Source organism: Cupriavidus sp. U2 (genome assembly GCF_009663685.2).
GTDB lineage: Bacteria > Pseudomonadota > Gammaproteobacteria > Burkholderiales > Burkholderiaceae > Cupriavidus > Cupriavidus necator_C.
This window is the reverse complement of record NZ_RCOG02000012.1, coordinates 77,947-103,429: the sequence shown is the minus strand read 5'-3', so window position 1 is coordinate 103,429 and position 25,483 is coordinate 77,947. Positions and strand designations below refer to the sequence as shown.

The 25,483-nt window shown below is 64.7% G+C and carries 26 protein-coding genes and 1 other RNA gene; 6 read left to right on the top strand and 21 right to left on the bottom strand.

The features are described from left to right. Window positions 1–76: 76 nt before the first annotated feature. On the top strand, window positions 77–1,471 hold the full coding sequence (locus D9X30_RS10680) for a M23 family metallopeptidase (protein WP_153946559.1): 1,395 nt from the start codon (window positions 77–79) through the stop codon (window positions 1,469–1,471). A gap of 3 nt (window positions 1,472–1,474) precedes the next feature. After that, on the top strand, window positions 1,475–2,614 hold the full coding sequence (locus tag D9X30_RS10675) for an anhydro-N-acetylmuramic acid kinase (protein ID WP_153946558.1): 1,140 nt from the start codon (window positions 1,475–1,477) through the stop codon (window positions 2,612–2,614). Between the two features lie 71 nt (window positions 2,615–2,685). On the opposite strand, the gene erpA is transcribed toward D9X30_RS10675, so the two are convergent. The 5 genes from erpA to rplM all read right to left on the bottom strand — a co-directional run bounded on the left by erpA (window position 2,686) and on the right by rplM (window position 5,543). After that, a complete protein-coding gene (erpA, locus tag D9X30_RS10670) occupies window positions 2,686–3,054 on the bottom strand; it encodes an iron-sulfur cluster insertion protein ErpA (protein ID WP_066739489.1) in 369 nt (122 codons plus the stop codon). A 99-nt stretch (window positions 3,055–3,153) separates the two neighbouring features. Further along, window positions 3,154–3,687, bottom strand: coding sequence for a bactofilin family protein (locus D9X30_RS10665; protein WP_153946557.1), 534 nt, complete (start codon window positions 3,685–3,687; stop codon window positions 3,154–3,156). Window positions 3,688–3,709: 22 nt separating this feature from the next. After that, a complete protein-coding gene (locus D9X30_RS10660) occupies window positions 3,710–4,465 on the bottom strand; it encodes a DUF6776 family protein (protein WP_153946556.1) in 756 nt (251 codons plus the stop codon). 242 nt (window positions 4,466–4,707) lie between these two features. Beyond that, on the bottom strand, window positions 4,708–5,100 hold the full coding sequence (rpsI, locus tag D9X30_RS10655) for a 30S ribosomal protein S9 (RefSeq protein WP_066739492.1): 393 nt from the start codon (window positions 5,098–5,100) through the stop codon (window positions 4,708–4,710). A gap of 14 nt (window positions 5,101–5,114) precedes the next feature. Next, window positions 5,115–5,543 carry a 50S ribosomal protein L13 gene (gene rplM, locus D9X30_RS10650; protein WP_124682435.1) on the bottom strand — a complete coding sequence of 143 codons (429 nt, stop codon included), beginning with the start codon at window positions 5,541–5,543 and terminating at the stop codon, window positions 5,115–5,117. Window positions 5,544–6,302: 759 nt separating this feature from the next. On the opposite strand from rplM, the gene D9X30_RS10645 reads away from it, so the two are divergent. Then, window positions 6,303–6,725 carry an OsmC family protein gene (locus tag D9X30_RS10645; protein WP_153946555.1) on the top strand — a complete coding sequence of 141 codons (423 nt, stop codon included), beginning with the start codon at window positions 6,303–6,305 and terminating at the stop codon, window positions 6,723–6,725. A gap of 96 nt (window positions 6,726–6,821) precedes the next feature. Here D9X30_RS10645 and rnpB read toward each other — a convergent pair. The 5 genes from rnpB to D9X30_RS10620 form a co-directional block, all read right to left on the bottom strand. Continuing rightward, window positions 6,822–7,166, bottom strand: an RNA gene (gene rnpB, locus D9X30_RS10640) — RNase P RNA component class A. Between the two features lie 34 nt (window positions 7,167–7,200). Then, window positions 7,201–8,004, bottom strand: coding sequence for a DUF3025 domain-containing protein (locus D9X30_RS10635; protein ID WP_153946554.1), 804 nt, complete (start codon window positions 8,002–8,004; stop codon window positions 7,201–7,203). Between the two features lie 5 nt (window positions 8,005–8,009). Further along, window positions 8,010–9,044 carry a dihydroorotase gene (gene pyrC / locus D9X30_RS10630; protein WP_153946553.1) on the bottom strand — a complete coding sequence of 345 codons (1,035 nt, stop codon included), beginning with the start codon at window positions 9,042–9,044 and terminating at the stop codon, window positions 8,010–8,012. 15 nt (window positions 9,045–9,059) lie between these two features. Continuing rightward, window positions 9,060–10,358, bottom strand: coding sequence for a glycerate kinase type-2 family protein (locus D9X30_RS10625; RefSeq protein WP_249640937.1), 1,299 nt, complete (start codon window positions 10,356–10,358; stop codon window positions 9,060–9,062). Next, window positions 10,355–11,428, bottom strand: coding sequence for a tartrate dehydrogenase (locus D9X30_RS10620; RefSeq protein ID WP_153946552.1), 1,074 nt, complete (start codon window positions 11,426–11,428; stop codon window positions 10,355–10,357). The genes D9X30_RS10625 and D9X30_RS10620 overlap by 4 nt, the downstream gene beginning before the upstream one ends. Before the next feature lie 122 nt (window positions 11,429–11,550). Between D9X30_RS10620 and D9X30_RS10615 the strand changes: the two genes are divergently transcribed. Then, window positions 11,551–12,381: a class II glutamine amidotransferase gene (locus D9X30_RS10615; protein WP_153946551.1), complete on the top strand. Its 831-nt coding sequence runs from the start codon at window positions 11,551–11,553 to the stop codon at window positions 12,379–12,381. A 294-nt stretch (window positions 12,382–12,675) separates the two neighbouring features. Here the strand turns inward: D9X30_RS10615 and D9X30_RS10610 are convergent, their stop codons facing one another. From D9X30_RS10610 to D9X30_RS10585, 6 genes are all read right to left on the bottom strand, one after another. Beyond that, window positions 12,676–13,410, bottom strand: a complete 735-nt coding sequence (locus tag D9X30_RS10610) for an amino acid ABC transporter ATP-binding protein (RefSeq protein WP_153946550.1) — start codon at window positions 13,408–13,410, stop codon at window positions 12,676–12,678. Further along, window positions 13,407–14,090 carry a glutamate/aspartate ABC transporter permease GltK gene (gene gltK / locus D9X30_RS10605; RefSeq protein WP_153946549.1) on the bottom strand — a complete coding sequence of 228 codons (684 nt, stop codon included), beginning with the start codon at window positions 14,088–14,090 and terminating at the stop codon, window positions 13,407–13,409. The genes D9X30_RS10610 and gltK overlap by 4 nt, the downstream gene beginning before the upstream one ends. An 11-nt stretch (window positions 14,091–14,101) precedes the next feature. After that, window positions 14,102–14,830, bottom strand: coding sequence for an amino acid ABC transporter permease (locus D9X30_RS10600; RefSeq protein ID WP_153946548.1), 729 nt, complete (start codon window positions 14,828–14,830; stop codon window positions 14,102–14,104). 65 nt (window positions 14,831–14,895) lie between these two features. After that, on the bottom strand, window positions 14,896–15,795 hold the full coding sequence (locus tag D9X30_RS10595) for a glutamate/aspartate ABC transporter substrate-binding protein (RefSeq protein ID WP_153946547.1): 900 nt from the start codon (window positions 15,793–15,795) through the stop codon (window positions 14,896–14,898). Between the two features lie 313 nt (window positions 15,796–16,108). Continuing rightward, complete coding sequence (locus D9X30_RS10590) at window positions 16,109–17,416, bottom strand: Glu/Leu/Phe/Val family dehydrogenase (protein WP_066739501.1); 1,308 nt, start codon at window positions 17,414–17,416, stop codon at window positions 16,109–16,111. A 130-nt stretch (window positions 17,417–17,546) separates the two neighbouring features. After that, window positions 17,547–18,503: a LysR family transcriptional regulator gene (locus D9X30_RS10585; RefSeq protein WP_153946546.1), complete on the bottom strand. Its 957-nt coding sequence runs from the start codon at window positions 18,501–18,503 to the stop codon at window positions 17,547–17,549. 189 nt (window positions 18,504–18,692) lie between these two features. Here D9X30_RS10585 and D9X30_RS10580 point away from each other — a divergent pair, with 189 nt between their 5' ends. Then, entirely contained in the window at window positions 18,693–19,238 is a 546-nt protein-coding gene (locus D9X30_RS10580; RefSeq protein WP_153946545.1) for a cysteine dioxygenase family protein, read from the top strand. A 61-nt stretch (window positions 19,239–19,299) separates the two neighbouring features. Further along, window positions 19,300–19,758 carry an Lrp/AsnC family transcriptional regulator gene (locus D9X30_RS10575; protein WP_092595370.1) on the top strand — a complete coding sequence of 153 codons (459 nt, stop codon included), beginning with the start codon at window positions 19,300–19,302 and terminating at the stop codon, window positions 19,756–19,758. A 10-nt stretch (window positions 19,759–19,768) separates the two neighbouring features. On the opposite strand, the gene D9X30_RS10570 is transcribed toward D9X30_RS10575, so the two are convergent. The 5 genes from D9X30_RS10570 to D9X30_RS10550 form a co-directional block, all read right to left on the bottom strand. Continuing rightward, window positions 19,769–20,437: a hypothetical protein gene (locus D9X30_RS10570; protein WP_153946544.1), complete on the bottom strand. Its 669-nt coding sequence runs from the start codon at window positions 20,435–20,437 to the stop codon at window positions 19,769–19,771. A gap of 238 nt (window positions 20,438–20,675) precedes the next feature. After that, on the bottom strand, window positions 20,676–21,449 hold the full coding sequence (locus tag D9X30_RS10565; RefSeq protein ID WP_153946543.1) for an ABC transporter permease: 774 nt from the start codon (window positions 21,447–21,449) through the stop codon (window positions 20,676–20,678). Window positions 21,450–21,451: 2 nt separating this feature from the next. Further along, window positions 21,452–22,327 carry an ABC transporter ATP-binding protein gene (locus tag D9X30_RS10560; RefSeq protein ID WP_153946542.1) on the bottom strand — a complete coding sequence of 292 codons (876 nt, stop codon included), beginning with the start codon at window positions 22,325–22,327 and terminating at the stop codon, window positions 21,452–21,454. Next, window positions 22,324–23,382: an ABC transporter substrate-binding protein gene (locus tag D9X30_RS10555; protein WP_153946541.1), complete on the bottom strand. Its 1,059-nt coding sequence runs from the start codon at window positions 23,380–23,382 to the stop codon at window positions 22,324–22,326. The genes D9X30_RS10560 and D9X30_RS10555 overlap by 4 nt, the downstream gene beginning before the upstream one ends. A 172-nt stretch (window positions 23,383–23,554) precedes the next feature. Beyond that, complete coding sequence (locus D9X30_RS10550) at window positions 23,555–25,447, bottom strand: ABCB family ABC transporter ATP-binding protein/permease (RefSeq protein WP_153946540.1); 1,893 nt, start codon at window positions 25,445–25,447, stop codon at window positions 23,555–23,557. Window positions 25,448–25,483: the final 36 nt, after the last annotated feature.

Genomic DNA, 25,483 nt, shown 5'->3' with positions numbered 1-25,483 from the left:
CTCGAGGGAGGAAGGCAGACGAGAGATATCGTCGCGGCAGCGGCCCTGGCAATACCGAAAGCTTGAATTCTACGTGATGTGGTCTAGTCTCCGCGAAGTTTTCGCGCGTGAGCTGGTGGTCCTTGTTGACCCTACGAATCCCCAGCATACGCGCCGCCGCAAGCAGTTGACCGTTGCCGTCGGCACGGTCTTCACGCTCGGCATGGCGGCTGCAATGGGCGTTGCCCCCCGCAACGCCTACGACGATCCGCTCGCGCCGCGCGTGCTGCAGCCGCTGCGCATGCCCGACGTGCGCGAGCAGCTTGAACAGTTGACCGAAGTCGACGGCAACAACGTCTACGTGCGCCAGGAACGCATGCAGCGCGGCGATACCATCGCCACGCTGCTGCGCCGCCTTGGCGTGGACGATCCGGACGCGCAGTCCTTCATCCTCAAGAATTCCACCGCCCGGGGCCTGTTCAGCCTGAATCCCGGCCAGACCGTGCAGGCCGAGATCGACGACAGCAACCTGCTGGTGTCGCTGCAGGCCAACCTGGGCGGTGACGCCGCGGCCTCGCGCGAACTGGTGATCGAGCGCGTGGCGCCGGCCAGGGAAGGCGGCGACTACACGTACAAGGCCCGCATCGCCACGGTCGAGAACGACCTGCACTACGAAATGGCGTCGGGCGCCATCGACACCAACGGCTTCTTCAAGTCGATGGACGCGGCCAACGTGCCCGACGAAGTGGTCAGCCAGATGATCTCGATCTTCTCGGGCGTGATCGACTTCCACCATGACATAGCGCGCGGCGACCGCTTCCGCATCGTCTACGAAGCCGGCTTCCGCGACGGCGCCTTCGTGCGCAATGGCCGCGTGGTGGCGATCGAGCTGATCAATCGCAACACTTTGTACCAGGCGCTCTGGTACGCGCCGCAGGACGGCGAGCCGGGTGCCTACTACACGTTCGACGGCCGCAGCATGAAGCGCCCGTTCCTGCGCTCGCCAGTGGAGTTCTCGCGCGTGTCGTCGGGCTTCGGCGGCCGCGACCATCCGCTCCACCACAAGTGGGCGCAGCACAAGGGCGTGGACTTCGCCGCGCCGCAGGGCACCAAGGTGCTGGCGTCGGGCGAAGGCACGGTGGACTTTGTCGGGCAGCAGAACGGCTACGGCAACATCATCGTGCTGCAGCACGCCGGGGGGTATTCGACGTATTACGCCCACCTGTCCGGCTTTGCGGGCATCCGCGAGGGCCAGCACGTGAGCCAGGGCCAGGTGATCGGCTACGTGGGTTCCACGGGCTGGGCCACCGGGCCGCACCTGCATTACGAATTCCGCTATAACGATGTGCCGCAGAACCCGCTGACGACGACGCTGATGGAAGCGCCGACGCTCACCGGCAAGTCGCGCGCCGAATTCCTGAACTATTCGAGCGCCATGCTGAGCCGCATCAACATGCTGCGCACCTATAACGTCCTGACCGCCAGCAACTGATCCATGTCCATGTCCCCGGTGCCCAGCGATTGCTATATCGGCCTGATGTCGGGCACCAGCATGGACGGCGCGGACGGCGTGCTGGTGGATTTTTCCGGCGCGCACCCCGTGGTGCTGGCCGCCGCGCACGCGCCGTTTCCGCCTGCCTTGCGCGAAGCGTTCGGCGCGCTCCAGCAGCCCGGCGACGACGAGATCCATCGCGAGGCCCTGGCCGCCAACGGACTGGCGCGCGTGTATGCCGAGTGCGTGGCAAGCCTGTTGCACCTGGCAAATGTCGCGCCGGGGCACGTGACCGCCATCGGCGCACATGGTCAGACCATCCGCCATCGTCCCGGCCTGTATGACGGGACGGGCTACACGCGACAGACCCAGCATCCGGCCCTGCTGGCCGAGCTGACCGATATCGATGTGGTGGCCGACTTCCGCAGCCGCGACATCGCCGCCGGCGGCCAGGGCGCGCCGCTTGTACCGGCCGTCCACGCGGCGCTATTCGGCGCGCGCGATGAAACGCGCGTGGTCTGCAATATCGGCGGCATCTCCAATATCAGCATCCTGCCGGCCGCCCATTCCGGCCACCCGGTGACGGGCTTCGACTGTGGCCCCGGCAACGCACTGCTGGACCACTGGGTGCAGCAGCATCGCGGCCAGCCGTTCGACGATCGCGGTGCCTGGGGCGCCAGCGGCAGCGTCGATGCCGACCTGCTGTCACGCCTGCTGGCGGAGCCCTACTTCCGCGCGCCGCCGCCCAAGAGCACGGGGCGCGACCTGTTCCATCCCGAATGGCTGCAAGCGGTGCTGAACGGACTGCCCCGACAGATCGCACCCGCCGATGTTCAGGCGACCCTGGCCGCGCTGACGGCCACGGCCATCGCCCAGGACGTGCGGACGCATGCCGGCAACGCCCGGCGCCTGATCGTTTGCGGCGGCGGCGCGCGCAATGACTCTCTGATGGCGACGCTCGGCCAGCTGCTGCCGGGCATTGCCGTGCAGACGACCGAGGATTTCGGGGTGCCGGTATCGCAGGTGGAAGCCATCGCCTTTGCGTGGCTGGCGCGGCAGTGCGTGCGCAGGGCGCCCGGAAACGTCCCGACGGTCACGGGTGCGGCGGGGCCGCGCGTATTGGGCGCGGTCTATCCGCGCTGACTGGCGGCCTGGCCGCGCTTTCGGGAATAAAAAAAGCGCACCGTAGTGCGCTTTTTCCTGGGCGATGCCGATCAGACCGAGAACGACGAGCCGCAACCGCAGGTGGTCGAGGCGTTCGGGTTCTTGATCACGAACTGTGCGCCGTTGATGTCTTCCTTGTAGTCGATCTCGGCGCCCACCAGGTATTGGTAGCTCATCGAATCGATCAACAGGGTGACGCCATTCTTGACCAGCGTCGTGTCGTCTTCATTGACGTCTTCATCGAACGTGAAGCCGTACTGGAAGCCGGAGCAACCGCCGCCCTGCACGAACACGCGCAGCTTCAGCTCGGCATTGCCCTCTTCCTCGATCAGCTGCTTGACCTTGTCGGCGGCGCTGTCGGTAAAGACGAACGGTGCCGGCATTTCCTCGGTAACAGGTGCCTCTGCGACTGCGTTCATGGGGAATTCTCCTGGTTAGATACGCCCGTATTCTACGGGCTACTCACAAATCGTGCCGAAGCCCTGTGTTTTCAAGGGTCTCTGGGCGAGTGCGTCACCTCAGGCCGGCACGCTGGCGCCTTGGACCGCCTTGCCTTCGCTCGCCTTGGCTTCAGCCGCATCGTCGTCAGCCGTCTTGTCTTCCGCCGCATTGGCTTCCGGCGTCACTTCCACTGTCTCGGCCCGCGCTGGCTTGACCTCGGCGGGCGGTACATGGTTCGGCAAGGCACGAATTTCAGCTTGCACCAACGGCACCAGCCGGCCTTCGACAATCGCTCCCTGATGCATTTCAAGAGCCGCATAGCGCACTTCACCATAGACGCGCGCATGCGGCTGCAACTCCAGGAGTTCGGCGGCATGGACCGGCCCGGTCACCGTGCCGTTCAGGATCAGGTGGTCCACGCGCACCTCGCCCTCGACCACGCCCTTCTCGCTGATCACCAGCATGCTCGACTTGCCCTCGGCGGCCACGACGTTGCCACGCACGCGACCGTCCAGACGCAATCCCCCGGAAAAGGTCACATCGCCTTCGATGGCGGCGTCCTGCCCCACCAGCGTGTCGATGGACAAGCCTTTCTTCTTCGAAAACAGCATGTTGTACTCCTCTTTGCGCTGACTACGGCGTGGCCGTCTGCGTCGTCCGGACCTGGCCGTTCTGGACGATGCGGACCGATACGGCGCGGACTTCGGCGTCCTGCGGAATCGCCAGGTCGCCTTCGATGCGTTGGTAATGCGTCAGCCGGATTGCCGGCAGTGGCGCATCGCCCGGCTGCGGCAACATCAACGTTAACGGCTTGCCATGCCGATTTCCCGAGATTGTGAATTGCACTTCACCTCTGAACTCGGGCTGCTCGACAAAGGCCTTCGACCCACCCTGCATGACCAGCAGCCGGTAACGCAGGGCGCGGGGCTGCGTTTCATCCATGGCCACCCGGAAGCTGCGGACGTGGATACCGGACGTGTCCCCCGAAGCCGGCAACAGGGATTCGAAGAATCCCAGATCCTCTTTCAGCTGTGCCACCTCAGCCTCGGCCGACTTGACCTGTTCAGCCATGCGTTCCTGCGCGGTACGCGCGATCTGCAACCGGGCCTCGGCCGTGTTGGTGCTCTGCCGGAGGCTGTCGCGCTCGGCGGACACCTCTGCCAGTTGCTGTCGCAACCGTTGATGGGCCGCCTCCAGACCGGCATCGGTGGCGGGCAGCGGCGCCGAACGGCGCCCGGCCTCATAGGCCGACAGGCCCGCGACCGCTCCGACCACGCCCACCAGCACAGCAACGAGCAGCCAGTTTCGCCACGGTCGATAGGTCCGGACAATGGCCCGCCCTGCCCGCAGCCTGCCGCTTGGGCGCAGCGGCCGGTACTTCACCCCCATCGCGATATCCGCCAGGCTTTCCTGTGACCCATCGTCTATCTCCCCGATCCGCAGGCCCGTGATTGTATCGCCGGGCGATCATCGCGCGAATGAAAAGTGTAAGAAATGGCAAGTTTGCATCAGGGTTGAGACGATGTCGCGGGGCCGGGTGGACGGGCAACAGGCGAAAAAAAACCGCACGACGAATCGTGCGGTTTTTTGGGCTGCCGGACCCGGCGAGGCCGGATCGGGACAACAGCGAATTAACGCTTCGAGAACTGCTTCCGGCGACGTGCCTTGTGCAGACCGACCTTCTTACGTTCGACTTCACGAGCGTCACGCGTCACGTAGCCAGCCTTCGACAGGGCCGACTTCAGCGTTGCATCGTAGTCGATCAGGGCGCGGGTGATGCCGTGGCGGACAGCACCGGCCTGGCCGGTTTCGCCACCGCCGGTCACGTTGACCTTGATGTCGAACGTTTCGGCGTGAGCCGTCAGTTCCAGCGGCTGGCGCACGATCATCAGCGAGGTTTCGCGAGCGAAATACTCTTTGATGGGCTTGCCATTGACGATGATGTCGCCCTTGCCCGACTTGATGAAGACACGAGCCACTGCGCTCTTGCGGCGGCCAGTACCGTAATTCCAGTTACCGATCATGGATATTGGCCCCTTTAGATTTCCAGCACCTTGGGCTGCTGTGCGCCATGCGGATGCTCGCCTTCGGCATAAACCTTCAGCTTCTTGATCATCGCGTAGCCCAGCGGACCCTTCGGCAGCATGCCCTTGACAGCCTTTTCCAGGGCGCGGCCCGGGAAACGTTGCTGCATCTTGCCGAACGTGGTTTCGTAGATACCGCCCGGGTAACCCGAGTGGCGGTAGTACTTCTTGTCCTGTTCCTTGGTACCCGTCACGCGCAGCTTGGCTGCATTGACGATGATGATGAAATCACCGGTGTCGACGTGAGGAGTGAATTCCGGCTTGTGCTTGCCGCGCAGTCGGCGTGCCACTTCGCTGGCAACACGGCCGAGGACCTTGTCCGTCGCGTCAATCACGTACCAGTCGCGCTTTACCTCTGCAGGCTTGGCGGAAAAGGTCTTCATGATTTTTTCCTGATTTTGAAAACTGCCCGAGATGACGGTCGCCGTTTTAGCGTCCTGTCAGCGGCCGGCCCTTTGGACCTGGCCTTCCTGCTTGTATCTGCAGGCTCTCCCTGAATCTTTTTCCGGGGGCAATGACCGGAAAGCCGACGATTATACTGGGCGTTCTCGCCATCGCACAAGCAAAGTTGTGGCTTTTCGTCAAGCAGGCAGCACCAGGCCGCGGGAAAAAGCGCCGCTTGCGTCCCAAAGACCGGCTGCCACGGCCCTGAACCTTGCAATCGACGAAAAAAAACCCAAGTCGTATTGGACTTGGGTTTGAATCCACCAAAGGAGGAGGGTGGAGGAGACACCGGGCGATCGACGGGGCCGGTCAGGGCGGGCGGTGCGGCGAGCGATTCGGGTACGTTACCGGCTTTCGCTTTCGCACTCTGGCGCGCTCATCAGCGCCGTCGTTCGATGGAATGAATTATACATGGGGCCCTCCGGGATGCAAGAAAATTTGCACTGCGAAATGCAACACCACGATGTGAAATGAATAAAGCCGCTCTCACGATCCGTGAATATGTTGAAAAATCAATGAGTTAAATGGAATCTCGGGGTGGTGCATGGACACCACACTAGAGGAAACCTTCGGAATATTAGGGGTAATCCCGCACCCAGGGCGCATGTGGCGATTGCCCTATACTCGCGGAATGCAAGCACTACGACGCGCGCCGCCGCGCGCTTCAAAACACCATCAGGTAACGAGGAACGAAAAAAATGGAATGCAAAGTGACATGGTCGGGCCCGGAGGGCATGAGCTTCATCGCCCAGACCGGCAGCGGACACCTTGTGGCGATGGACGGTGCGCCCGACGGCGGTGGCAACAACCTGGCACCGCGTCCGATGGAGATGGTGCTGTTGGGCACCGGCGGCTGCACCGCCTATGACGTGGTGCTGATCCTCAAGCGCGGCCGGCAGGACGTGCGCGGCTGCTCGGTCAAGCTCGAGGCGGAACGCGCCGACGCCGACCCGAAGGTCTTCACGAAGATCAACTTCCACTTCACGGTGACCGGCAAGAACTTGGACCCGGCCAAGGTGGAGCGCGCCATCGAGCTGTCGCACGAAAAGTACTGCTCGGCGTCGATCATGCTGGCCAAGACCGCTGAGATCACCCACACCACCGAGATCATCGAAGGCTGACCGGCCCGCGCGGCAGCCGGGCCCGCCCGGAAAGCCGCCTTGAAAGCAAAACGCCCGACGCAGGACTCCCTGCGCCGGGCGTTTTTGTATCCGAAAGAGCAAAGCAGGCCGATAAGCCGGATTCTGTGCACACCGCATGCCTTTGCAGGCACACGGCATGTGACAACCATTCCTCTAGGCCGGCCGTTACCGGACGGCTCCAGCTCCCTACCCGCAGACTCGGCGGGCCGCTTCATCGTCTGCCTATTTGGGATTGCTCCAGGTGGAGGTTACCGCGTTTCACCCTTCCCGCCAGCCGAAGCCGGCGGCAAGACTCGTCTCTGTGGCCCTATTCCGCACGTTGCCGTGGATGGCTGTTAGCCAACACCCTGCCCTGTGGAGTCCGGACTTTCCTCCCCTCACCCCCTTGCGAGGGCAAGCAGCGATTGTCTGGCCTGCTTTGCGGGCCGCAGTCTAACACCGAAGCGGGCGACGGTCAGCCCTGCGTGGCCGCCACCGCTATCCGGCGGCCCGGCCGGAACACGCTGGTATCGGCGTAGAACGACGGATCGGCATTGCCATCGCACCAGCCCGGAATGCCCAACACCGGCAATGGCGCGAAACTGCGGCCGCCGGCAAGGCGACCGGCGTCGGCCGCACCGGCGAGCGAATCCGCCAGCAGCCGGTCGAGCTGGTCCAACGGGGTATCGGGCGCGGCCGGAATCCACCAGGCATGGGCCGTGACCGACTTGTACGGTTGGACCAGTTTTTCCAGCAGCGCATGGCCGAACGGCACCACGGTACATCGCGCATGCCACGCGTGGCGCTGCGAGACAAACAGCTCGTGCCACGCAAACCCGCACAGCGCGTCGGACAGCGAGGCATCCCGACTGACGAAGATGACCGCGTTCTCGTCGAACAGCGTCGCTGCATCGCGCAGGCCGCCCCGCACGTGGCCGACGCCGTCGCGCGCGATGGCCTCGGCCTGCAGCCGGTTCAGCAGACGCTTGGTTTCGGGGAAATGCAGCCACACAAGTGCGTTGAACGCATCGTGGAGGTTATCGCGCGTCGGCACATGGCCAGAGGCGTAGATATGGGCCTCGTAGGCGACGCCCTCGGGCAGGTCGGCCTGCGGCACGAACCGCAGCGGCAACCCGCGAGCGTTCCGTAGGTGAGGCAGATGCGCGGCGCACGCGTTGAGCGCCTGGCGCAGGTCCCCGCCGGTGAAGGCCGGGGCGGACGCGGCGGAACCCGCAAATGGCCGGAACCACGGCCGCGTCCAGTCGATGGCGGACAGCAAGCCGCTCAGCTCGCCTTCCAGCGCAGCGTTTCGCCGGCGCGCAGCGGCACCAGCGTGGTATCGCCGTACGGCAGTTCGGCCGGCAGTTCCCAGTCTTCCCGCGTCAGCGTCAGCGTGCCGGTGTTGCGCGGCAGGCCGTAGAACGCCGGGCCGTTGAAGCTGGCGAACGCTTCGAGCTTGTCCAGCGCTCCGGCCGTGTCGAACGCCTCGGCGTACAGCTCCATCGCGTGCAGTGCCGTGTAGCAGCCCGCGCAGCCGCAGGCGTGTTCCTTCAGGCCGCGAGCGTGCGGGGCGCTGTCGGTGCCCAGGAAGAACCGTTCGCTGCCCGACGTCGCTGCCTTGACCAGCGCGTCGCGGTGGATTTCGCGCTTGAGCACCGGCAGGCAGTAGTAATGCGGACGGATGCCGCCGGTGAAGATGGCGTTGCGGTTGTAGAGCAGATGGTGCGCGGTGATGGTCGCGCCGATGGGGCCTTCGGCCTCGGCCACGTACTGGGCGGCATCGCGCGTGGTGATGTGCTCGAAAACCACCTTCAGCTCGGGCATGTCGCGGCGCAGCGGCTTCATCACACGGTCGATGAACACGGCTTCGCGGTCGAAGATGTCGATGTCGCCATCGGTCACTTCGCCGTGCACCAGCAGCGGAATGCCTTCGCGCTGCATGGCTTCCAGCGTCGGATAGCAGCGGCGGATATCGGTCACGCCGGCGTCGCTGTTGGTGGTGGCACCTGCCGGGTAGAGCTTCACCGCATGCACGAAGCCGCTGGCCTTGGCCGCGACGATTTCCTCGGGCGGCAGGTTGTCGGTCAGGTACAGCGTCATCAGCGGCTCGAACGCCACACCGGCCGGCAGCGCGGCCAGGATGCGGTCGCGGTAGGCACGCGCCAGCGCGACCGTGGTCACGGGCGGCTTCAGGTTCGGCATGATGATGGCGCGCGCGAACTGGCGCGCCGTGTCGGGCAGCACCGCCGACAGCGCGGCGCCGTCGCGCACGTGCAGATGCCAGTCGTCGGGGCGGGTAATCGTAAGCTTCTGGGTCATGGGGACAAGCACAACTTAGAGAATCAGGATGGCGCGGTAATCGTTCACATTGGTGCGCGTGGGGCCCGTCACCACGAGGTCGCCCACGGCGTCGAAGAAGCCCCACGCGTCGTGCGTGTCGAGCTTCTGCCGTGCCGAGACACCGGCCGCTTCGGCACGGGCCAGGGAATCGGGCCCGAGCAGCGCCCCGGCATTGTCCTCGGACCCGTCGATCCCATCGGTATCGGCCGCGATCGCGTGGATATCGGCCGCGCCGTCCAGTTCGATCGCCAGCGACAGCAGGAATTCCGAACAGCGGCCGCCACGGGCCCGTTCCGACGCACCACTGGGCAATGTGACCGTGCATTCACCGCCCGAAATCAGCACCACCGGCGCGGAGAACGGCGCATTGTACTTGCGAATCTCGCGCACCAGTGCCGCGTAGACGCGCGCCACCTCCTGCGCCTCGCCGGTCACGGTATCGCCGAGCAGCACGGGCTGGATGCCCTGGCGGCGGAACTGCGCGGCGGCGGCGGCCAGACTGCCATGGGCCGTGGCGATCATGCGATTGTCCACGCTGGCGAACAGTGGATCGCCCGGCTTTGGCGTTTCGGCGATCTCGCCGCGTGCGCCGCGATCCAGGTGCGCCTGGACGGTCGACGGCACCGTGGCGCCGTAACGCTTGAGGATCGCCAGCGCATCGGCATAGGTGCTGGGGTCGGGCACGGTCGGCCCCGATGCGATCGCGCTGGGGTCGTCGCCCGCCACGTCGGACACGATCAGCGTGGTCACGGGCGCCCGGCTGGCCTGCGCAAGCCGTCCGCCCTGGATGCGCGAGACATGCTTGCGCACGATATTCATGTCGGTGATCGGCGCGCCACAGCGCAGCAACTCACGGGTGGTGGCCTTCAGGTCGGCCATCGGAATGCCTTCGGCCGGCAGCGACAGCAGGCTCGATCCGCCGCCCGATACCAGCACGATCAGCCGGTCGTCGGGGCCCAGCGACTGCACCTGCGCCAGGATGTCGGCGGCGGCCTGCTCGCCGGCTTCATCGGGCACCGGATGGCCAGCCTCGATCACGCGGATATGCGCGGTCGGCAGGCCGTGCGCGTAGCGCGTGACCACCACGCCTTCGAGCGCGGCGTGGCCGGCGTAGGCCCGTTCGACCGCCAGCGCCATCGACGCGGCCGCCTTGCCGGCACCCACCACCAGCGTGCGGCCGCCTGCATGGGGCGGCGGCAGGTGGCTGGCGACGATTTCCAGCGGATCGGCGGCCGCCACGGCGGCGCGGAAGCTCTCAAGCAGCAACGTGCGGGGGCAGCCCTGGAAGTTCACAGTGCCTCCGCGATGGCCTGGCCCAGATCGGCCGTGGAGGCGGTTCCGCCGATATCGCGCGTTAGCGGCGCATGTCCCGGCCCGGCCGCCAGCACCTTTTCGATGGCCTGCAGCACGGCTGCGCCGGCCTCGGCGTGGCCCAGGTGTTCCAGCATCATCGCGCCGCACCAGATCTGGCCGATCGGATTGGCGATGCCCTTGCCGGCGATATCGGGCGCCGAGCCGTGCACCGGCTCGAACAGGCTCGGATAGACCTTGTCCGGATTGATGTTGCCCGACGGCGCCACGCCAATCGTGCCCGTGCAGGCCGGGCCCAGGTCTGACAGGATGTCGCCGAACAGGTTGCTGGCCACCACGACGTCGAACCAGTCCGGGTGCTGCACGAAGTGCGCGGTCAGGATGTCGATGTGGTACTTGTCGACCTTCAGGCCGGGGTAGTTGGCGGCCATCGCCTCCACGCGCTCGTCCCAGTACGGCATCGTGATCGAGATGCCATTGGACTTGGTGGCCGACGTCAGATGCTTCTTCGGTCGTTTTTGCGCCAGTTCGAACGCGAATTTCAGGATGCGGTCCACGCCGTGGCGGCTCATCACCGTTTCCTGCACCACGATCTCGCGGTCGGTATTCGGAAACATGCGCCCGCCGATGCTGGAATATTCGCCCTCGGTGTTCTCGCGCACCACGTAGAAGTCGATGTCGCCGGGCTTGCGGTCGGCCAGCGGGCTCTTGATGCCCGGCATGAGGCGCACGGGCCGCAGGTTCACGTACTGGTCGAACGAGCGCCGGAACTGCAGCAGCGAGCCCCACAGCGACACATGGTCGGCGATCTTCTGCGGCCAGCCCACTGCGCCGAAGTAGATGGCGTCGTACTTGACCAGCGTGTCGAACCAGTCGTCCGGCAGCATCTTGCCGTGGCGCTCGTAGTAGGCGTAGCTGGAAAAGTCGAAGTGGTCCCACTGGAAGTCGATGCCGAAGCGCCGCGCCGCGGCGTCCATGACACGGATGCCTTCCGGCATCACTTCCGTTCCAATTCCGTCTCCGGGAATGACAGCGATCTTGTATTGACTCATGGCTGGGAAGGGCGAGGTGGCGGGGGGGCGCAGGCGCCCGGCTTGGCAGCATCGGGCACGCGCATGATAATGTCTGCATTCTATTGCAAAGCGGCAGTCCCCTGCCGCACGGTGCCCTCGCCATGTGCCAGCTGCTAGGCATGAACTGCGCCACGCCCACCGACGTGACGTTTTCCTTTACCGGCTTCGCCGCCCGCGGCGGCGTGACAGACCATCACGCCGACGGTTTCGGCGTGGCGTTCTTCGAGGACAAGGCCTGCCGGCTGTTCATCGATAACCAGTCGGCCGGTACGTCGCCGGTGGCGGACCTGATCAAACGCTACCCGATCAAGTCGAAGAACGTCATCTCCCATATCCGCAAGGCCACGCAGGGAACGGTGCTGCTGGAGAATTGCCACCCGTTCATGCGCGAGCTATGGGGCCGGCACTGGATCTTTGCCCACAACGGCGACCTGAAGGGCTTCACGCCGTTCCTGTCCGGGGTCTACCAGCCCGTGGGCGATACCGACAGCGAACTGGCCTTCTGCACGCTGATGCAGGGGCTCAGAAAGCGATTTCCGGGGTCGCAGCCACCGCTCAACGAGCTGGGCCATGCCCTGGCCGACATTACCCGCGACATCACGCTGCATGGCGTTTTCAACTTTTTGCTATGCAACGGGCAGGCGTTGTTCGCGCACTGCTCCACGCGGCTGTACTACATCGTGCGGCAATGGCCGTTTTCGAAGGCCCATCTGATCGATGCCGACTTGTCGATCGACTTCTCGCAGGTCACCACGCCTGACGACCGCGTGGCGGTGATTGCCACCGCGCCGCTGACCGACAACGAGACGTGGACCCAGTTTTCCCCGGGTGAGCTGATCATGTTCGAGGACGGCAGGCCCACCATGACGTGGACGGTGCCAATTCCGCCGGAAGTGCAGGCGAAGAACGCGGCCAATACGGCGTGTACTTGAACTGCTTCCGTGTCCGCGAGCTGCCCTCACGATTGAGGGGCTGCTTGTTATTGGATGGCCAACGCCGTCGAACACGCCCAAGCGGTGACAGATGGTGAGGTCTTGGGTCCCTCTCCCCTCAGGCGCGAGAGGGTGCGGGAGAGGAGTGGGCTAACAACGAGCCACGCTGAGCGAAGCCGTCGGTTTGTTCCAGCACGCGGGCCCCGGAAAAGGCTGTCGGTTTTGCGCCCCCTCGCCCTCTCCCCCAACCCCTCTCCCGCGCAGCGGGAGAGGGGAGCAAACCAGCGGTCTGCTTCAGTGGTGCAGGATCTTCGACAGGAACTGGCGGGCGCGCTCCGAGCGGGCGTCGATGTTGCCGAAGAACTCTTCCTTCGGACAGTCTTCGACGATCTTGCCGGCGTCCATGAAGATCACGCGGTTGGCCACCTTGCGGGCGAAGCCCATCTCGTGGGTCACGCACATCATGGTCATGCCCTCCTGCGCCAGCTGAACCATCACATCCAGCACTTCGTTGACCATTTCGGGGTCAAGCGCCGACGTCGGCTCGTCGAACAGCATGCAGATCGGATCCATCGACAGCGCACGGGCGATGGCCACGCGCTGCTGCTGGCCACCCGACAGCTGGCCCGGATACTTCGATGCCTGGCTCTTCAGACCCACGCGCTCCAGGTACTTCAGGCCCTTGGCCGTCGCCTCTTCCTTCGAGCGGCCCAGCACCTTCATCTGGGCGATGGTCAGGTTCTCGGTGATCGACAGATGCGGGAACAGTTCGAAGTTCTGGAACACCATGCCCACGCGCGAGCGCAGCTTGGGCAGGTTGGTCTTCGGGTTGCCCACCGACGTGCCATCTACCAGGATGTCGCCCTTCTGGAACGGCTCCAGTGCGTTCACGGTCTTGATCAGCGTCGACTTGCCCGAGCCCGACGGGCCGCACACCACCACCACTTCACCCTTGGCAACCTGGGTCGTGCAGTCCGTCAGCACCTGGAAGGCGCCGTACCACTTGGAAACGTTATTAATTTCGATCATACGGCCACCTTTTTCTGATAACGCTTGACCAGCAGCGAAGCGGAGAAACAAATGATGAAGTACACGAGGCCGGCGAACAGCAGCATCTCCACGATGCGGCCGTCACGCTCGCCAATGCCGTAGGCCTGGCCGAAGAAATCAGCCAGCGCGCTCACGTAGACCAGCGACGTATCCTGGAACAGGATGATGCCCTGCGTCAGCAGCAGCGGCACCATGTTGCGGAACGCCTGCGGCAGCACCACCAGGCGCATGGTCTGGCCATAGGTCATGCCCAGCGCCTGCGCGGCGAACATCTGTCCGCGCGACACGCTCTGGATACCGGCGCGGATGATTTCCGAGTAGTACGCGGCCTCGAACAGCGAGAACGCGATCAGCGCGGACGTCATGCGCAGGTCGGACGCTGCGTTCAGGTTGAACACCTTCTGCAGCAGCTGCGGGATGATCAGGAAGAACCACAACAGCACCATCACCAGCGGGATGGACCGGAACAGCGTCACGTACCCCTGCGCGAACCAGTTCAGTGGCTTGCTCGACGACAGGCGCATCATCGCCAGGATCGTGCCCCAGACGATGCCGACGATCACCGCCGTCACGGTGATCTTCAGCGACACCATCATGCCCTCGCCAAGCACGTGGAGGGTCGATGCATTGATCGAGCTGAAATCGAATTCGTATGCCATGTTCCAGCTCCTTACTTGCCGCCGATGAAGCCCGGCACGCGGGTACGGCGTTCCACCCAGCGCATCAGGAACATCACCGTGAAGTTGATCAGCGCGTACAGCAGCGTGACCGCGATGAACGATTCATACGGGCGCGCGGTGTAGTCCACCAGCTGGCGGCCTTGCGCGGCCAGTTCCAGCAGGCCGATCGTCGACGCCACGGCCGAGTTCTTGAAGATGTTCAGGAATTCGGACGTGATCGGCGGCACGATGACGCGGAACGCCATCGGCAGCAGCACGTGGCGATACGTTTGCGACAGGGTGAAGCCCATGGCCAGGCCGGCGTTCTTCTGACCGCGCGGCAGCGAATTGATACCCGAGCGCACCTGTTCGCAAACCCGGGCGGCGGTAAACGTGCCCAGGCAGATCATGGCGGCCAGGAATTGCTGCGTGAACGGGTTCATCTGCTTGATGGCCTCGCCGCCGGGCAGCAGCTCGGGACCGACGAAGTACCAGATGAACAGCTGCACCAGCAGCGGAATGTTCCGGAAGATCTCGACATAGGTGGCGGCGAAACCCGACAGCCACTTGTTCGGCACGGTGCGCAGCACACCGAGCACGGAGCCGACGACGAGCGCGATCACCCACGAGGACAGGCCCAGCGCGATCGTCACCTTGAGACCGGAAATCATCCAGTCCAGGTACGTCTCGTTGGCGGCGGCCTGCTCGAGGAAGACTCCCCAGTGAAAAATGTAATCCATAGTGCGTCCTCAAAAAGAAACGGAAGGACTGCTCCTTCCGTTTCGCACTGCTCCAATCGCGCAGATCAGTCGAGTGCCTTGTCGTTCGGGTTCTTGAAGAGCGCCTTCATGTCTTCGGACAGCGGGAAGTCCAGGTTCAGGCCCTTCGGCGGCACCGGTTGCTGGAACCACTTGGTGTACATCTGGTTGATAGAGCCGTCCTTCATCAGGCCGGTGATCACATGGTCGGCCAGCTTCTTGAACGGCACGTCGTCCTTGCGGATCATGCAGCCGTACGATTCACGCGACTGCGGCTTGCCCACCACGATCCAGTCGTTCGGGTTCTTGGCCTTGGCGCGCTCGCCGTACAGCAGTGCGTCGTCCATCATGAACGCCACGGCACGGCCCGATTCCAGCGTCAGGAACGACTGGCCATGGTCCTTGGTGCTGATGATGTTCATGCCCAGCTTCTGGTCGTCGTTCATCTTGCGCAGCAGGCGCTCGGACGTCGTACCGGCCGTGGTCACCACGTTCTTGCCCTTCAGGTCGGCCCAGTCCTTGATGCCGCCGTCCTTCTTCACCATGATGCGCGTGCCGATGATGAAGATGCTGGTGGTGAACGAGGCCTGCTTCTGGCGCTCGAGGTTGTTCGTCGTCGAGCCGCACTCGATGTCGATCGTGCCGTTCTGCAGCAGCGTGATGCGGTTCTGCGAGGTGATCGGGATTTCCTTGACCTGCAGGTTCGGGAGCTTCAGCTGGTCCTTGATGGCTTCCACGATCTTCATGTTGATATCGTAGGAATAGCCTACCTGGCGCACACCGCCCAGGTTGTAGTTGAACGGGATCGAAGAGTCCCGCACACCCAGCGTAATGACACCCGTATCCTTGATCTTCTGCAGCGTACCCGTCAGCGGCTCGGCTGCCTGTGCGCTCGCGCACAGCATGCCTGCCGCAATCATCAGGCCGGCCAACTTGGCAACATTCATAACATCTCCTTGACCATGAAGAGAGAAAGGCGCGACTGTAACAGACAGTCCCGCCGGCGAAACAGTATTGCTTAGCTCGTCACCCAAGACAACGGGTTTTTCCCCTAACTGGTGCCATTTCAGGCAGCGTTTCGCGGCAATGCGCCAAAATGAGACACGACTGCCAACGTCGGATTGCAAGTTTCCGGAAGCGGCGTCAATAGAAAAACGGCGACCGGAACAAGTCCGGTCGCCGTTTCTCAGTGAATCAGGATGGGTGCAAGATTTGCTGCGTTGCAGCAGCCCTGGCGTCCCGTTCCTTGACCCGCCTGCATCATGGATACAGACCGCGCATTTCGCGCGCCTGCAGGATCCGCGAGCAGGCGACGATGAACGCGGCCGTACGCAGCGTGACCTTGTTGTCCTGGGCAACCTGCCAGATCGCCCGGAAGGCTTCTTGCATGATTCGTACCAGGCGTTCGTTGATTTCCTCTTCGGTCCAGAAGAAGCTCGAGAAGTCCTGCACCCATTCGAAGTAGGACACCGTCACGCCGCCGGCATTGGCGATCACGTCCGGGCAGACCAGAATATTGCGCTCGCGCAGGATGTCGTCGGCCTGCGGGGTGGTCGGGCCGTTGGCACCCTCGATCACCAGCTTCGCCGTGATCTTCGGTGCGTTCTCCGCCGTGATCTGGCCTTCCAGCGCGGCCGGGATCAGGATGTCGCAATCCACTTCCCAGAACTGGTCGCCCTTGATGACTTCGGCACGATAACCCTCGATCGTGCCGCTATGCGATGCGTATTCCATCATCGCCGGCACATCCAGGCCAGCCGGGTCGAACAGCGTCGTGCGGTGATCCTGCACCGCCACCACCTTGGCGCCGGCCTCATGGAACAGCTTGGCGGCCACGGCGCCCACGTTGCCGAAGCCCTGCACGGCCACGCGTGCACCCTTGACGTCCATGCCCAGGTTGCGGGCGGCCTCGGAACCGACCACGAACACGCCACGGCCGGTGGCCTCGTGACGGCCCAGCGAACCGCCCAGCGAGATCGGCTTGCCGGTCACCACGCCGGTGGCCGTGCTGCCAGAATTCATCGAGTAGGTATCCATCATCCAGGCCATGACCTGGGCGTTGGTGTTCACGTCCGGCGCCGGAATGTCCTTGGTCGGGCCGATGATGAGGTTGATCTCGCTGGTGTAGCGGCGCGTCAGGCGTTCCAGCTCGCCGTGCGACAGCGTGCGCGGGTCCACGCGGATGCCGCCCTTGGCGCCGCCGTATGGCACGTTCACGGCCGCGTTCTTCACCGACATCCACGCCGACAGCGCCATCACCTCGGACAGCGTCACGTCCTGGTGAAAGCGCACGCCGCCCTTGCCCGGGCCACGCGACAGGTTGTGCTGCACCCGATAGCCCTCGAAGTGGGCGATGGTGCCGTTGTCCAGTTCGATGGGTACGTCGACGATCAGCGCACGCTTCGGGCGCTTCAGGGTTTCAACCCAGCGTGCCAGCGAGCCCAGGTAGGGCGTGACACGGTCGACTTGCTGCAGGTAGATGCCCCAGGGACCGAGATTGTCGGCGTTCAGGTACGAAGGCAGGGCGTGAGCATTGGAGACGTTTTGCGTCGGTGCTGCGGAAGACATCGTTGGTTTCCGAGTGAAGGTGACACGGAGCATATCGGCGCCCCCTTTCCCGAATCCAATGCCGTTTGCTCATCCGCCACACGATGGTTATGCAAGACTTGCATAACGATGTCGGGATGCCTGGCCTCTGTCAGGCGGCGGTTGACGGGGCAACCAGGGTCGCCCATACCTTGTCCACCAGCTGGCGCTTGCGCCGGAGCTGGCTGCCGCGCCGTTCGCCGCCGTCCGACGGACGCTCGCGGTAGAGCCGGATTTCCATGTCGATCGATTGCGGCAGGCCGCGCGCGGCTTCGGCCCGCACCAGGCGGCCGGCGGCGACGTCCTCGCGCACCGTGCTTTCCGGCAGAAACGCCATGCCGTGGCCCGCCAGCGCCATGACCTTGAGCGCCTCGGCCATATCGGTTTCATAGCATTTGTCGAGCTTGAGCGAATCGGTGGATTCCGCCAGCAGCATGTCCACCATGCGGCCCAGGAACGCATTGGGCGTGTAACTGAGGAACGGCACCGGCTTCTTGTCGGTGCCCGGCAACCGAAACAGCGGGCGGCCCGTGGCGTCGGGCACGCTGTACGGCGACAGCCGTTCCGTGCCCAGTACCAGCATGTCGTAGTGCGCCGGATCGAGCTGGATGGCCTGACGCGGATGGTGGTACACCATCACAAGGTCGCAGCCGCCTTCCACCAGCATCAGCACCGCATCGTGGACATTCAGCGCACGCAGGCGGCATGGCAGCGTGCCCAGCTTGCGCTCCACGCCTTTGAGCCATTCCGGGAAGAATGTCAGCGACAGCGTGTGGGGCACCGCGAATTCCAGCACCTGCGCGTTGGCCGACCGCTGGCCGCGCATCAGTGCACGCGTTTCGCTGACCTGCGCCAGCATCGCCAGCGCCTGTTCGTAGAACACCTTGCCAGCCTCGGTGAGACTGGTGGGATAGCTCGACCGGTCGATCAGCTCGGTGCCCACCCAGGCCTCCAGCGACTGGATACGCCGGGAGAACGCCGGTTGCGTGACATGCCGCAGTTCCGCCGAGCGCGAGAAGCTGTGCGTCTCGGCCAGGCTGACGAAGTCTTCAAGCCATTTGATTTCCATGGCGCGGATTATCGCCTGATGGAGCAACGCCGGCGCAGTCGGAAAAAACATTCTACAAAATTGCGATCTGCTGGAATGCAATTACAATGCAGGGCAACTTGGGACGACATTTCGCATGCTGGTGCTCCGGACGCGCTTTTAAGATGAACGCTATCGCACATATCGCACATCAAGAAGAACGCGCCCGCCATGGAAGCCGCCGCATCCCGCATCCGCTCCACGCCGTCCCCGTTGTCCTCGCTGGCCTCGGGCATGGAAGCCACGCTCTCGCAGAGCGCCCGCATGGTCGCCGCGCACGTGGCGGCCAGCCTGCCCGACGCGGACACGCTGCTGGCCAGCCTGCCGCCCGGCGCGCTCGATGGCAGCCCCGACAACTACACGCGCCATCTGGTCTACGCCGATCCCTACGAGCGTTTTTCGGTGATGGTGCTGGTCTGGCGCCCGGGCCAGTACAGCCCGGTGCACGGCCATCGCACCTGGTGCGCATACCGGGTGCTGCGCGGCACGCTGTCCGAACGGCATTACCGCTGGAATCCCGGGAATCGCACGGCCAGCCAGACCGGCGCCGCGACGCGCAAGGCAGGCGACACGTTCAGCGTGCCGGCCGGCCTGCAGCATATCCACGCGCTGGGCAACGACAGCCACGCGGTGGCCGTGTCACTGCACATCTACGGCGTGGACCAGGACCGCATTGCCACCGGCGTGAACCTGCTGGTGGATACCATCGTCAGCTGACATCCGCCCTGGCAGGGTGGCCTGCGGCTGGCGCCCAACCACCTTACCTGACCTGACAACGATGGACCGCTATGACCGCCAGATCCTGGGCATCCTGCAGGAAGATGCCTCCGTACCCGTTGCCGACATCGGTGAACGCGTCGGCCTGACCTCCACGCCCTGCTGGCGCCGCGTACAGAAGCTGGAAGAGTCCGGCGTGATCCGCAAGCGCGTGGCACTGCTCGATGCCGCCCGGCTCAATGTGGGCGTGACCGTCTTTGTCTCGATCCGCACGAGCCAGCACAACGTGAAATGGCTGAAGACCTTCCACGATCTCGTGGCATCGATTCCGGAAGTCACCGAGTTCTACCGCATGGCGGGCGACACCGACTACCTGCTGCGCGTGGTGGTGCCCGATATCGCCGCCTATGACGCCGTGTACAAGAAGCTGATCCAGGGCGTGGAACTGGCCGATGTCAGTTCCAGCTTCGCGATGGAGCAGATCAAGTACACGACGGCGCTACCGCTGGACTACGCGTAGCGCCTTGGGACTACTTCGGCGAATGCACGACATCGACACCGAGCCGGAACGTGCCGATCTTCGGTTGCTTCGGCAGATCGGTGCCGATGGCGTCGATGACCAGACGCATGCCCGGCTTGGTCCGGTATCGTCCGCCGGACTGCAGCCCGGGATTGTCGGCCGGGTCGTACCACACGATCAGCGTGCCGCGACCGGCATGCCCGCCGACGGCATCCAGCGGGCCCAGCGTCCCTTCCTGCCCCGAGCCGCTGACATTGCGCTGCGCACGCAGCCATAGCGGATAGACGCGGTTTCCATAGGCGTCGCCCTCCATGCTCGCCAGCACCTTCAGCGCGGTATAGCCGTCCCGCGGCACCGCGACGACCTGCTTGCGCTGGGTGCCCTTGGCGACGAACTGGACGCGCGAGCCATGCCACGGCGCCTCGGCGGTGTAGGTAAAGACCGTCGGCTGCGCAGCCGCGCTGGGAGCGACCATCACGTTCAGGTCGTCCAGCGTGTTGTCGCCGATCTTGTACCACCGCCGGTCATCGGCGCCAGGCCGTTGCCCGGCTTCGGCGTGGGCGTCATTGGCCCAGATGTACCTGCCGTAGGTCACGCAGCTTCCCAGCGGATACTCGCTCTTCTGCTGCCACCGCTCGATCGCGCTGCAATCGCCAGGGCGTTCTGGCGAATCTGCCATGGCATTCGCCGCGGATGACAGCAGCAACACCAGCGCCGCGGACGAAGCCGCCGCTCGCCGGCAAATCTGGCTCTTTCTTGGCATGGTCGAACCTTGAGTTTTTGGTTGATGGACGGCCAGGGCAAGTCGCCCCGGCGTGCACAACTCTAGGTATCGGACCACGCGCCAACAATCGCCATCCGTCCAAAGATGGCGGTGTCTTGCTGCCGTCCCGGCCCGGCGGGACGGCGCGCCGCGATCAGCCCCGATGCGCCCAGCCTGTCATCCGCTTTTCCAGCACGGCAAACAGCTCGTACATGACCATCGCCATCACGGCGATCACCACCAGGCCGGCAAACGCCAGGGGCATCTTCATCGCCGATCCGGCCGACACCAGCAGGTAGCCGATCCCTTCGTTGGCCGCGTTCATTTCCGACACCGTGGTGCCCACGAACGCCAGCGTGATGGCTACCTTGAGCGACGCGAAGAAGAACGGCAGCGCGCGCGGCAGGCCCACCTTGATCAGCACGTCGCGCCGCTTGGCGCCCAGCACGCGTAGTACATCCTCCAGTTCCGGTTCCAGCGTGGCCAGCCCCGTGGCGATGTTGACCATGATCGGGAAGAACGAGATCAGGAACGCGGTCAGGATGGCCGGGCCGGCGCCCAGGCCGAACCACACCACCAGGATCGGCACGAAGGCCGCCTTGGGCAGCGCGTTGAATGCCGTCATCAGCGGGTACGTGGCCGCGTAGGCCAGCCGCGACGAGCCCATCAGCATGCCCAGCACCACGCCCACCACGATGGCCACGCCGAAGCCGACCATGGTGGTCCAGAACGTACGCCACGCGTGTCCGGCGATCACGCCGGCGTACTCGAACAGCGACGCCACGATCGAAGACGGGCTGGGCAGGATGAAGTCGGATACGTCGAAGACCAGGCACGCGCCCTGCCACAACAACAGGCAGGCGCCAAGCAGGACCCAGGGGGCGACGCGCTGTACGCGCTTCGCCTGGAGAGAAGACATCGTCGTCATGTTCAGGGCCGTCCCGCGTTGTCAGTGTGGTTGCCAGGCTTGTGGCCGATTTTCTCGCGCAGTTCGTGCACGCGTTCGGCAAACGGTTCGGTATAGGTGATGTCCAGCGGGCGTGGACGTGGCAGGTCGATCTCGCGGCGCAGCACGATCCGTCCCGGGCGCGCGCTCATCACGTAGACGGTGTCGGCCAGGAACACGGCCTCGCGCAGGTCGTGCGTGACCAGGATCACGTTGAAGCGTTGCGCCTGCCAGAGGTCGCGCAGCACGCACCAGAGTTCCTCGCGCGTGAAGGCGTCGAGCGCGCCGAACGGCTCGTCCAGCAGCAGCATGCGCGGCTCGTGGATCAGCGCGCGGCAGATCGACGCACGCTGCTGCATGCCGCCCGACAGCTGCCACGGATACTTGTCCTCGTAGCCGGCCAGGCCCACCGTCTTCAGCAGCGCACGGGCGCGCTCCACATATTCGGCGCGCTTCTTGCGCATGGTCGACCGGTACGGCTCGACGATCTCCAGCGGCAGCATCACGTTGTCGAGCGTGGTGCGCCACGGCAGCAGCGTAGGGGCCTGGAAGGCCATCCCCACCTGCTTGAGCGGCCCCGTCACCTTGGCACCGTTGATGCTGACCGCGCCGCGCGTGGCCGGCCGCAGCCCGGTGGCCAGCTTCATGAACGTGGACTTTCCGCAGCCCGACGGCCCGACGATGGCGATGAATTCGCCTTCGCGCGCCTGCAGCGAGATATCCTCGACCGCGAACTCGCCGCGGCGGGCCAGTTCGTCGTCGTAGGCCAGCCAGACGCGATTGAAATCGACGAATGGCTTGGCGGGCTGCTCGCCGACCGGCGTGCCCGAGGCGGGCATCAGGGCTTCGCGCGCCATCATCGCAATACGTCCAGTTCGGCGGCCGAAGGCAGGTAGGCGTCGGTCCACAGCGCATCGGGATTGATACGGCCCTTGGTGCCGAACGCGTCGGCCACCTGCGAGGCCATCAGCGACAGGCGCGGCTTGCTCACGCGGCCGAAGCCTTCGGCCTTGGCGTCGGGCGACTTCACCACGCTGTCCAGCGCGATCTTCAGGCGGCGGAGCTCCAGCTTCTCGTCGATGATCCCGTCGCGCGCCTTGACGGCCTTGACGCCGTCATCCGGCCGCGCGATCACGTCCTTCGCCGATTTCGCAAACGCGCGCAGGAAGGCCTTGACGGCCTCGGGGTTGCTCTTCAGGAACTGTTCGGACGCGATGACCGCGTTGCCGTAGAGCTTCACGCCGTACTGCGGGTACGGCAGCACCACGATGTCCTCGTCCTTCACGCCGCGCGCGTTCAGGTTCAGGATCGACGTGAATGAGAAGCCGGTGATGGCGTCCAGATCGCCGCGCGCCAGCATGGTCTCGCGCAGCGTGGGGTCCATCGCCTGCCAGTTGAACGCCCCGGCCTGCAGGCCGTTGGCCTTGGCGAAGATCGGGAAGGCGCGGCGGCCGGCGTCGAACACCGGGGCGCCGAGCTTCTTGCCGGCCAGGTCCTTCGGCGCCTTGATGCCCGACTTCTTCAGCGCCAGCACGGCGGCCGGCGTGTTGTTGTAGACCATCATCACGGCCACGGGGCGGTTCTTCGCGTCGGGGTTGTTGCCGTAGAACTCCATCACCGACGCCAGGTCGGCAAAGCCCATGTCGTACGTGCCCGAGGCCACGCGGTTGACCACGTTGCCCGACCCGTTGCCGGCGTCGATGGCCACGTCGAGCTTCTCGGCCTTGTAGTAGCCCTTCTGCTCGCCCAGCAGGAACAGCGCCGACGGGCCTTCGAAGCGCCAGTCGAGCTGGAAGCGGATCTTCGTGGGGGCCTGCGCCTGCGCGGTGCCTGCGCAGAGTGTCGACAGCACCATCGTGGTGCCCAACGCGGTGCACAGCTTCAGCAGATGACGGCGCAAGGGGGTTTGCGGCATGAACCTTCTCCAGTAGTTGATCTCTCTGGAGAGGGCTTTTCGCAAGGGACGTGCCAGCTTTTCACCACCCCGTCATGCACCGGCGCAAGGCGTGCGCGCGGTGCATTGACGAACCATGATTGTGCGCGGCCCGCTGTCGGCAGGCGTTGCCGGCAGCAATTGTCGACAATCGTCAGGCGTCCTGCGTGGCGTCGCCCACCTCGACGTCGCGCGCGTCGGCATCGGGCGAACCCTGGGCGGCGTTGCGCGCCTGGATCTGCCACATCTCGGCGTAGCGGCCGTTGGCACGCATCAGGTCGGCATGGGTGCCGCGCTCGACGATGCGGCCGTGGTCCATCACCAGGATCTGGTCGGCGTGGACCACGGTGGACAGCCGGTGCGCGATCAGCAGCGTGGTGCGGTTCTGCGCCAGCCGCATCAGTTCGGCCTGGATGGCCTGCTCGGTGCGCGAGTCCAGTGCCGAGGTGGCCTCGTCGAACACCAGGATCGGCGGGTTCTTGAGCAGCGTGCGGGCGATGGCCACGCGCTGCTTCTCGCCGCCAGACAGCTTCAGGCCCCGCTCGCCCACCGGCGTGTCGTAGCCCTGCGGCAGTTCGCGGATGAAATGGTCGATCTGGGCAGCCTGGGCGGCGGCGATGACTTCCTCGCGCGTGGCCTCGGGCCGGCCATAGGCGATGTTGTAGTAGATGCTGTCGTTGAACAGCACCGTATCCTGCGGGACGATGCCGATCGACGCACGCAACGTGGACTGGCGCACGCGGCGGATGTCCTGGCCGTCCACCTCGATGTCGCCCTGCGTCACGTCGTAGAAGCGGAACAGCAGCCGGGCCAGCGTGGACTTGCCCGATCCGCTGTGGCCGACCACGGCCGTGGTGGTTCCTGCCGCAATCGTGAAATCCACATCGTGCAGGATCACGCGATTCGATTCGTAGCCAAAGCCGACGTGGCGAAAGCGCACCTCGGCGCCGCTGACGCGCAGCGGCGGCGCGTCGGGGCTGTCGGCCACCTCCTGGTGGGTGCCCAGCAGCACGAACATGCGGTCCATGTCGGTGGTGGCCTGCTTGATCTCGCGGTAGATCACCCCCAGGAAGTTGAGCGGGATGTACAGCTGGATCATCAGCGTGTTGACCAGCACCAGGTCGCCCAGCGTCAGTTTGCCGGCCGCCACGCCAACCGTGGCGCGCCACAGGATCAGGATCAGGCCCGTGGCGATGATGGCCTGCTGGCCGAAGTTCAGAAACGACAGCGAGTTCTGCGAGCGGATGGCCGCGGTGCGATAGGTGCGCAGGTTCTCGTCGTAGCGGCGCGCCTCGTATTCCTCGTTGCCGAAGTACTTGACCGTCTCGAAGTTAAGCAGCGAGTCGATGGCCTTCTGGTTGGCGCGCGAATCCAGTTCGTTCATCTTGCGCCGGAAGTGCGTGCGCCACTCGGTCACGACGATCGTGAACGCGATGTAGCCCACCAGCGCGCACAGCGTGATGGCCGCGAACCAGATGTCGTAATGCAGGAAGAAGAAGCCGATGACCAGCGACATCTCCACCAGCGTCGGCAGGATGCTGTACAGCGAGTACGAAATCAGCGACTGGATGCCACGGGTGCCGCGCTCGATGTCGCGGCTCATGCCGCCGGTCTGCCGCTCCAGGTGGAACCGCAGCGACAGCGCGTGCAGGTGCCGGAAGACTTGCAGCGCGATCTCCCGGACCGCGCTTTGCGTCACCTTCGAAAAGAGGATTTCACGCAACTCGGTGAACAGTGAGCCCGACAGCCGCAGCACCCCGTAGGCAATGATCAGGCCCACCGGCACCACCAGCAGCGCCGTGGCGTCGCCCGGCTTGATGTCCATGGCGTCGACGAGCTTCTTCATCAGCACCGGCACGCCCAGATTGGCCACCTTGGCGGCCACCAGGCAGGCCAGCGCCAGCATCACGCGCCACTTGTAGTGCCAGACGTAGGGCAGCAGGTTGCGGACGGTCTGCCAGTCGCTGCGGGGCGCACCGGCGCCCTTGAACAGTGCATTGGCCGGCTCCGTGGGGGCGGGCTCGGCGGTCGTGGAATAGCGGCGCATACGTTAGAATTCGTGCCAATGCCGCGATTGTCGCAG

What these genes read in the sequence shown, in the direction of transcription:
- D9X30_RS10595 (WP_153946547.1), bottom strand. Translation starts at nt 15,795, where the DNA reads ATGAATGTTGCCAAGTTGGCCGGCCTGATGATTGCGGCAGGCATGCTG.
- D9X30_RS10560 (WP_153946542.1), bottom strand. Translation starts at nt 22,327, where the DNA reads ATGATGGCGCGCGAAGCCCTGATGCCCGCCTCGGGCACGCCGGTCGGC.
- D9X30_RS10645 (WP_153946555.1), top strand. Translation starts at nt 6,303, where the DNA reads ATGGAATGCAAAGTGACATGGTCGGGCCCGGAGGGCATGAGCTTCATC.
- D9X30_RS10600 (WP_153946548.1), bottom strand. Translation starts at nt 14,830, where the DNA reads ATGGATTACATTTTTCACTGGGGAGTCTTCCTCGAGCAGGCCGCCGCC.
- D9X30_RS10615 (WP_153946551.1), top strand. Translation starts at nt 11,551, where the DNA reads ATGTGCCAGCTGCTAGGCATGAACTGCGCCACGCCCACCGACGTGACG.
- D9X30_RS10580 (WP_153946545.1), top strand. Translation starts at nt 18,693, where the DNA reads ATGGAAGCCGCCGCATCCCGCATCCGCTCCACGCCGTCCCCGTTGTCC.
- D9X30_RS10610 (WP_153946550.1), bottom strand. Translation starts at nt 13,410, where the DNA reads ATGATCGAAATTAATAACGTTTCCAAGTGGTACGGCGCCTTCCAGGTG.
- pyrC (WP_153946553.1), bottom strand. Translation starts at nt 9,044, where the DNA reads ATGACCCAGAAGCTTACGATTACCCGCCCCGACGACTGGCATCTGCAC.
- D9X30_RS10660 (WP_153946556.1), bottom strand. Translation starts at nt 4,465, where the DNA reads ATGGGGGTGAAGTACCGGCCGCTGCGCCCAAGCGGCAGGCTGCGGGCA.
- erpA (WP_066739489.1), bottom strand. Translation starts at nt 3,054, where the DNA reads ATGAACGCAGTCGCAGAGGCACCTGTTACCGAGGAAATGCCGGCACCG.
- D9X30_RS10565 (WP_153946543.1), bottom strand. Translation starts at nt 21,449, where the DNA reads ATGACGACGATGTCTTCTCTCCAGGCGAAGCGCGTACAGCGCGTCGCC.
- D9X30_RS10550 (WP_153946540.1), bottom strand. Translation starts at nt 25,447, where the DNA reads ATGCGCCGCTATTCCACGACCGCCGAGCCCGCCCCCACGGAGCCGGCC.
- D9X30_RS10590 (WP_066739501.1), bottom strand. Translation starts at nt 17,416, where the DNA reads ATGTCTTCCGCAGCACCGACGCAAAACGTCTCCAATGCTCACGCCCTG.
- D9X30_RS10570 (WP_153946544.1), bottom strand. Translation starts at nt 20,437, where the DNA reads ATGGCAGATTCGCCAGAACGCCCTGGCGATTGCAGCGCGATCGAGCGG.
- rplM (WP_124682435.1), bottom strand. Translation starts at nt 5,543, where the DNA reads ATGAAGACCTTTTCCGCCAAGCCTGCAGAGGTAAAGCGCGACTGGTAC.
- D9X30_RS10680 (WP_153946559.1), top strand. Translation starts at nt 77, where the DNA reads ATGTGGTCTAGTCTCCGCGAAGTTTTCGCGCGTGAGCTGGTGGTCCTT.
- D9X30_RS10675 (WP_153946558.1), top strand. Translation starts at nt 1,475, where the DNA reads ATGTCCATGTCCCCGGTGCCCAGCGATTGCTATATCGGCCTGATGTCG.
- D9X30_RS10555 (WP_153946541.1), bottom strand. Translation starts at nt 23,382, where the DNA reads ATGCCGCAAACCCCCTTGCGCCGTCATCTGCTGAAGCTGTGCACCGCG.
- gltK (WP_153946549.1), bottom strand. Translation starts at nt 14,090, where the DNA reads ATGGCATACGAATTCGATTTCAGCTCGATCAATGCATCGACCCTCCAC.
- D9X30_RS10585 (WP_153946546.1), bottom strand. Translation starts at nt 18,503, where the DNA reads ATGGAAATCAAATGGCTTGAAGACTTCGTCAGCCTGGCCGAGACGCAC.
- D9X30_RS10665 (WP_153946557.1), bottom strand. Translation starts at nt 3,687, where the DNA reads ATGCTGTTTTCGAAGAAGAAAGGCTTGTCCATCGACACGCTGGTGGGG.
- D9X30_RS10575 (WP_092595370.1), top strand. Translation starts at nt 19,300, where the DNA reads ATGGACCGCTATGACCGCCAGATCCTGGGCATCCTGCAGGAAGATGCC.
- D9X30_RS10620 (WP_153946552.1), bottom strand. Translation starts at nt 11,428, where the DNA reads ATGAGTCAATACAAGATCGCTGTCATTCCCGGAGACGGAATTGGAACG.
- rpsI (WP_066739492.1), bottom strand. Translation starts at nt 5,100, where the DNA reads ATGATCGGTAACTGGAATTACGGTACTGGCCGCCGCAAGAGCGCAGTG.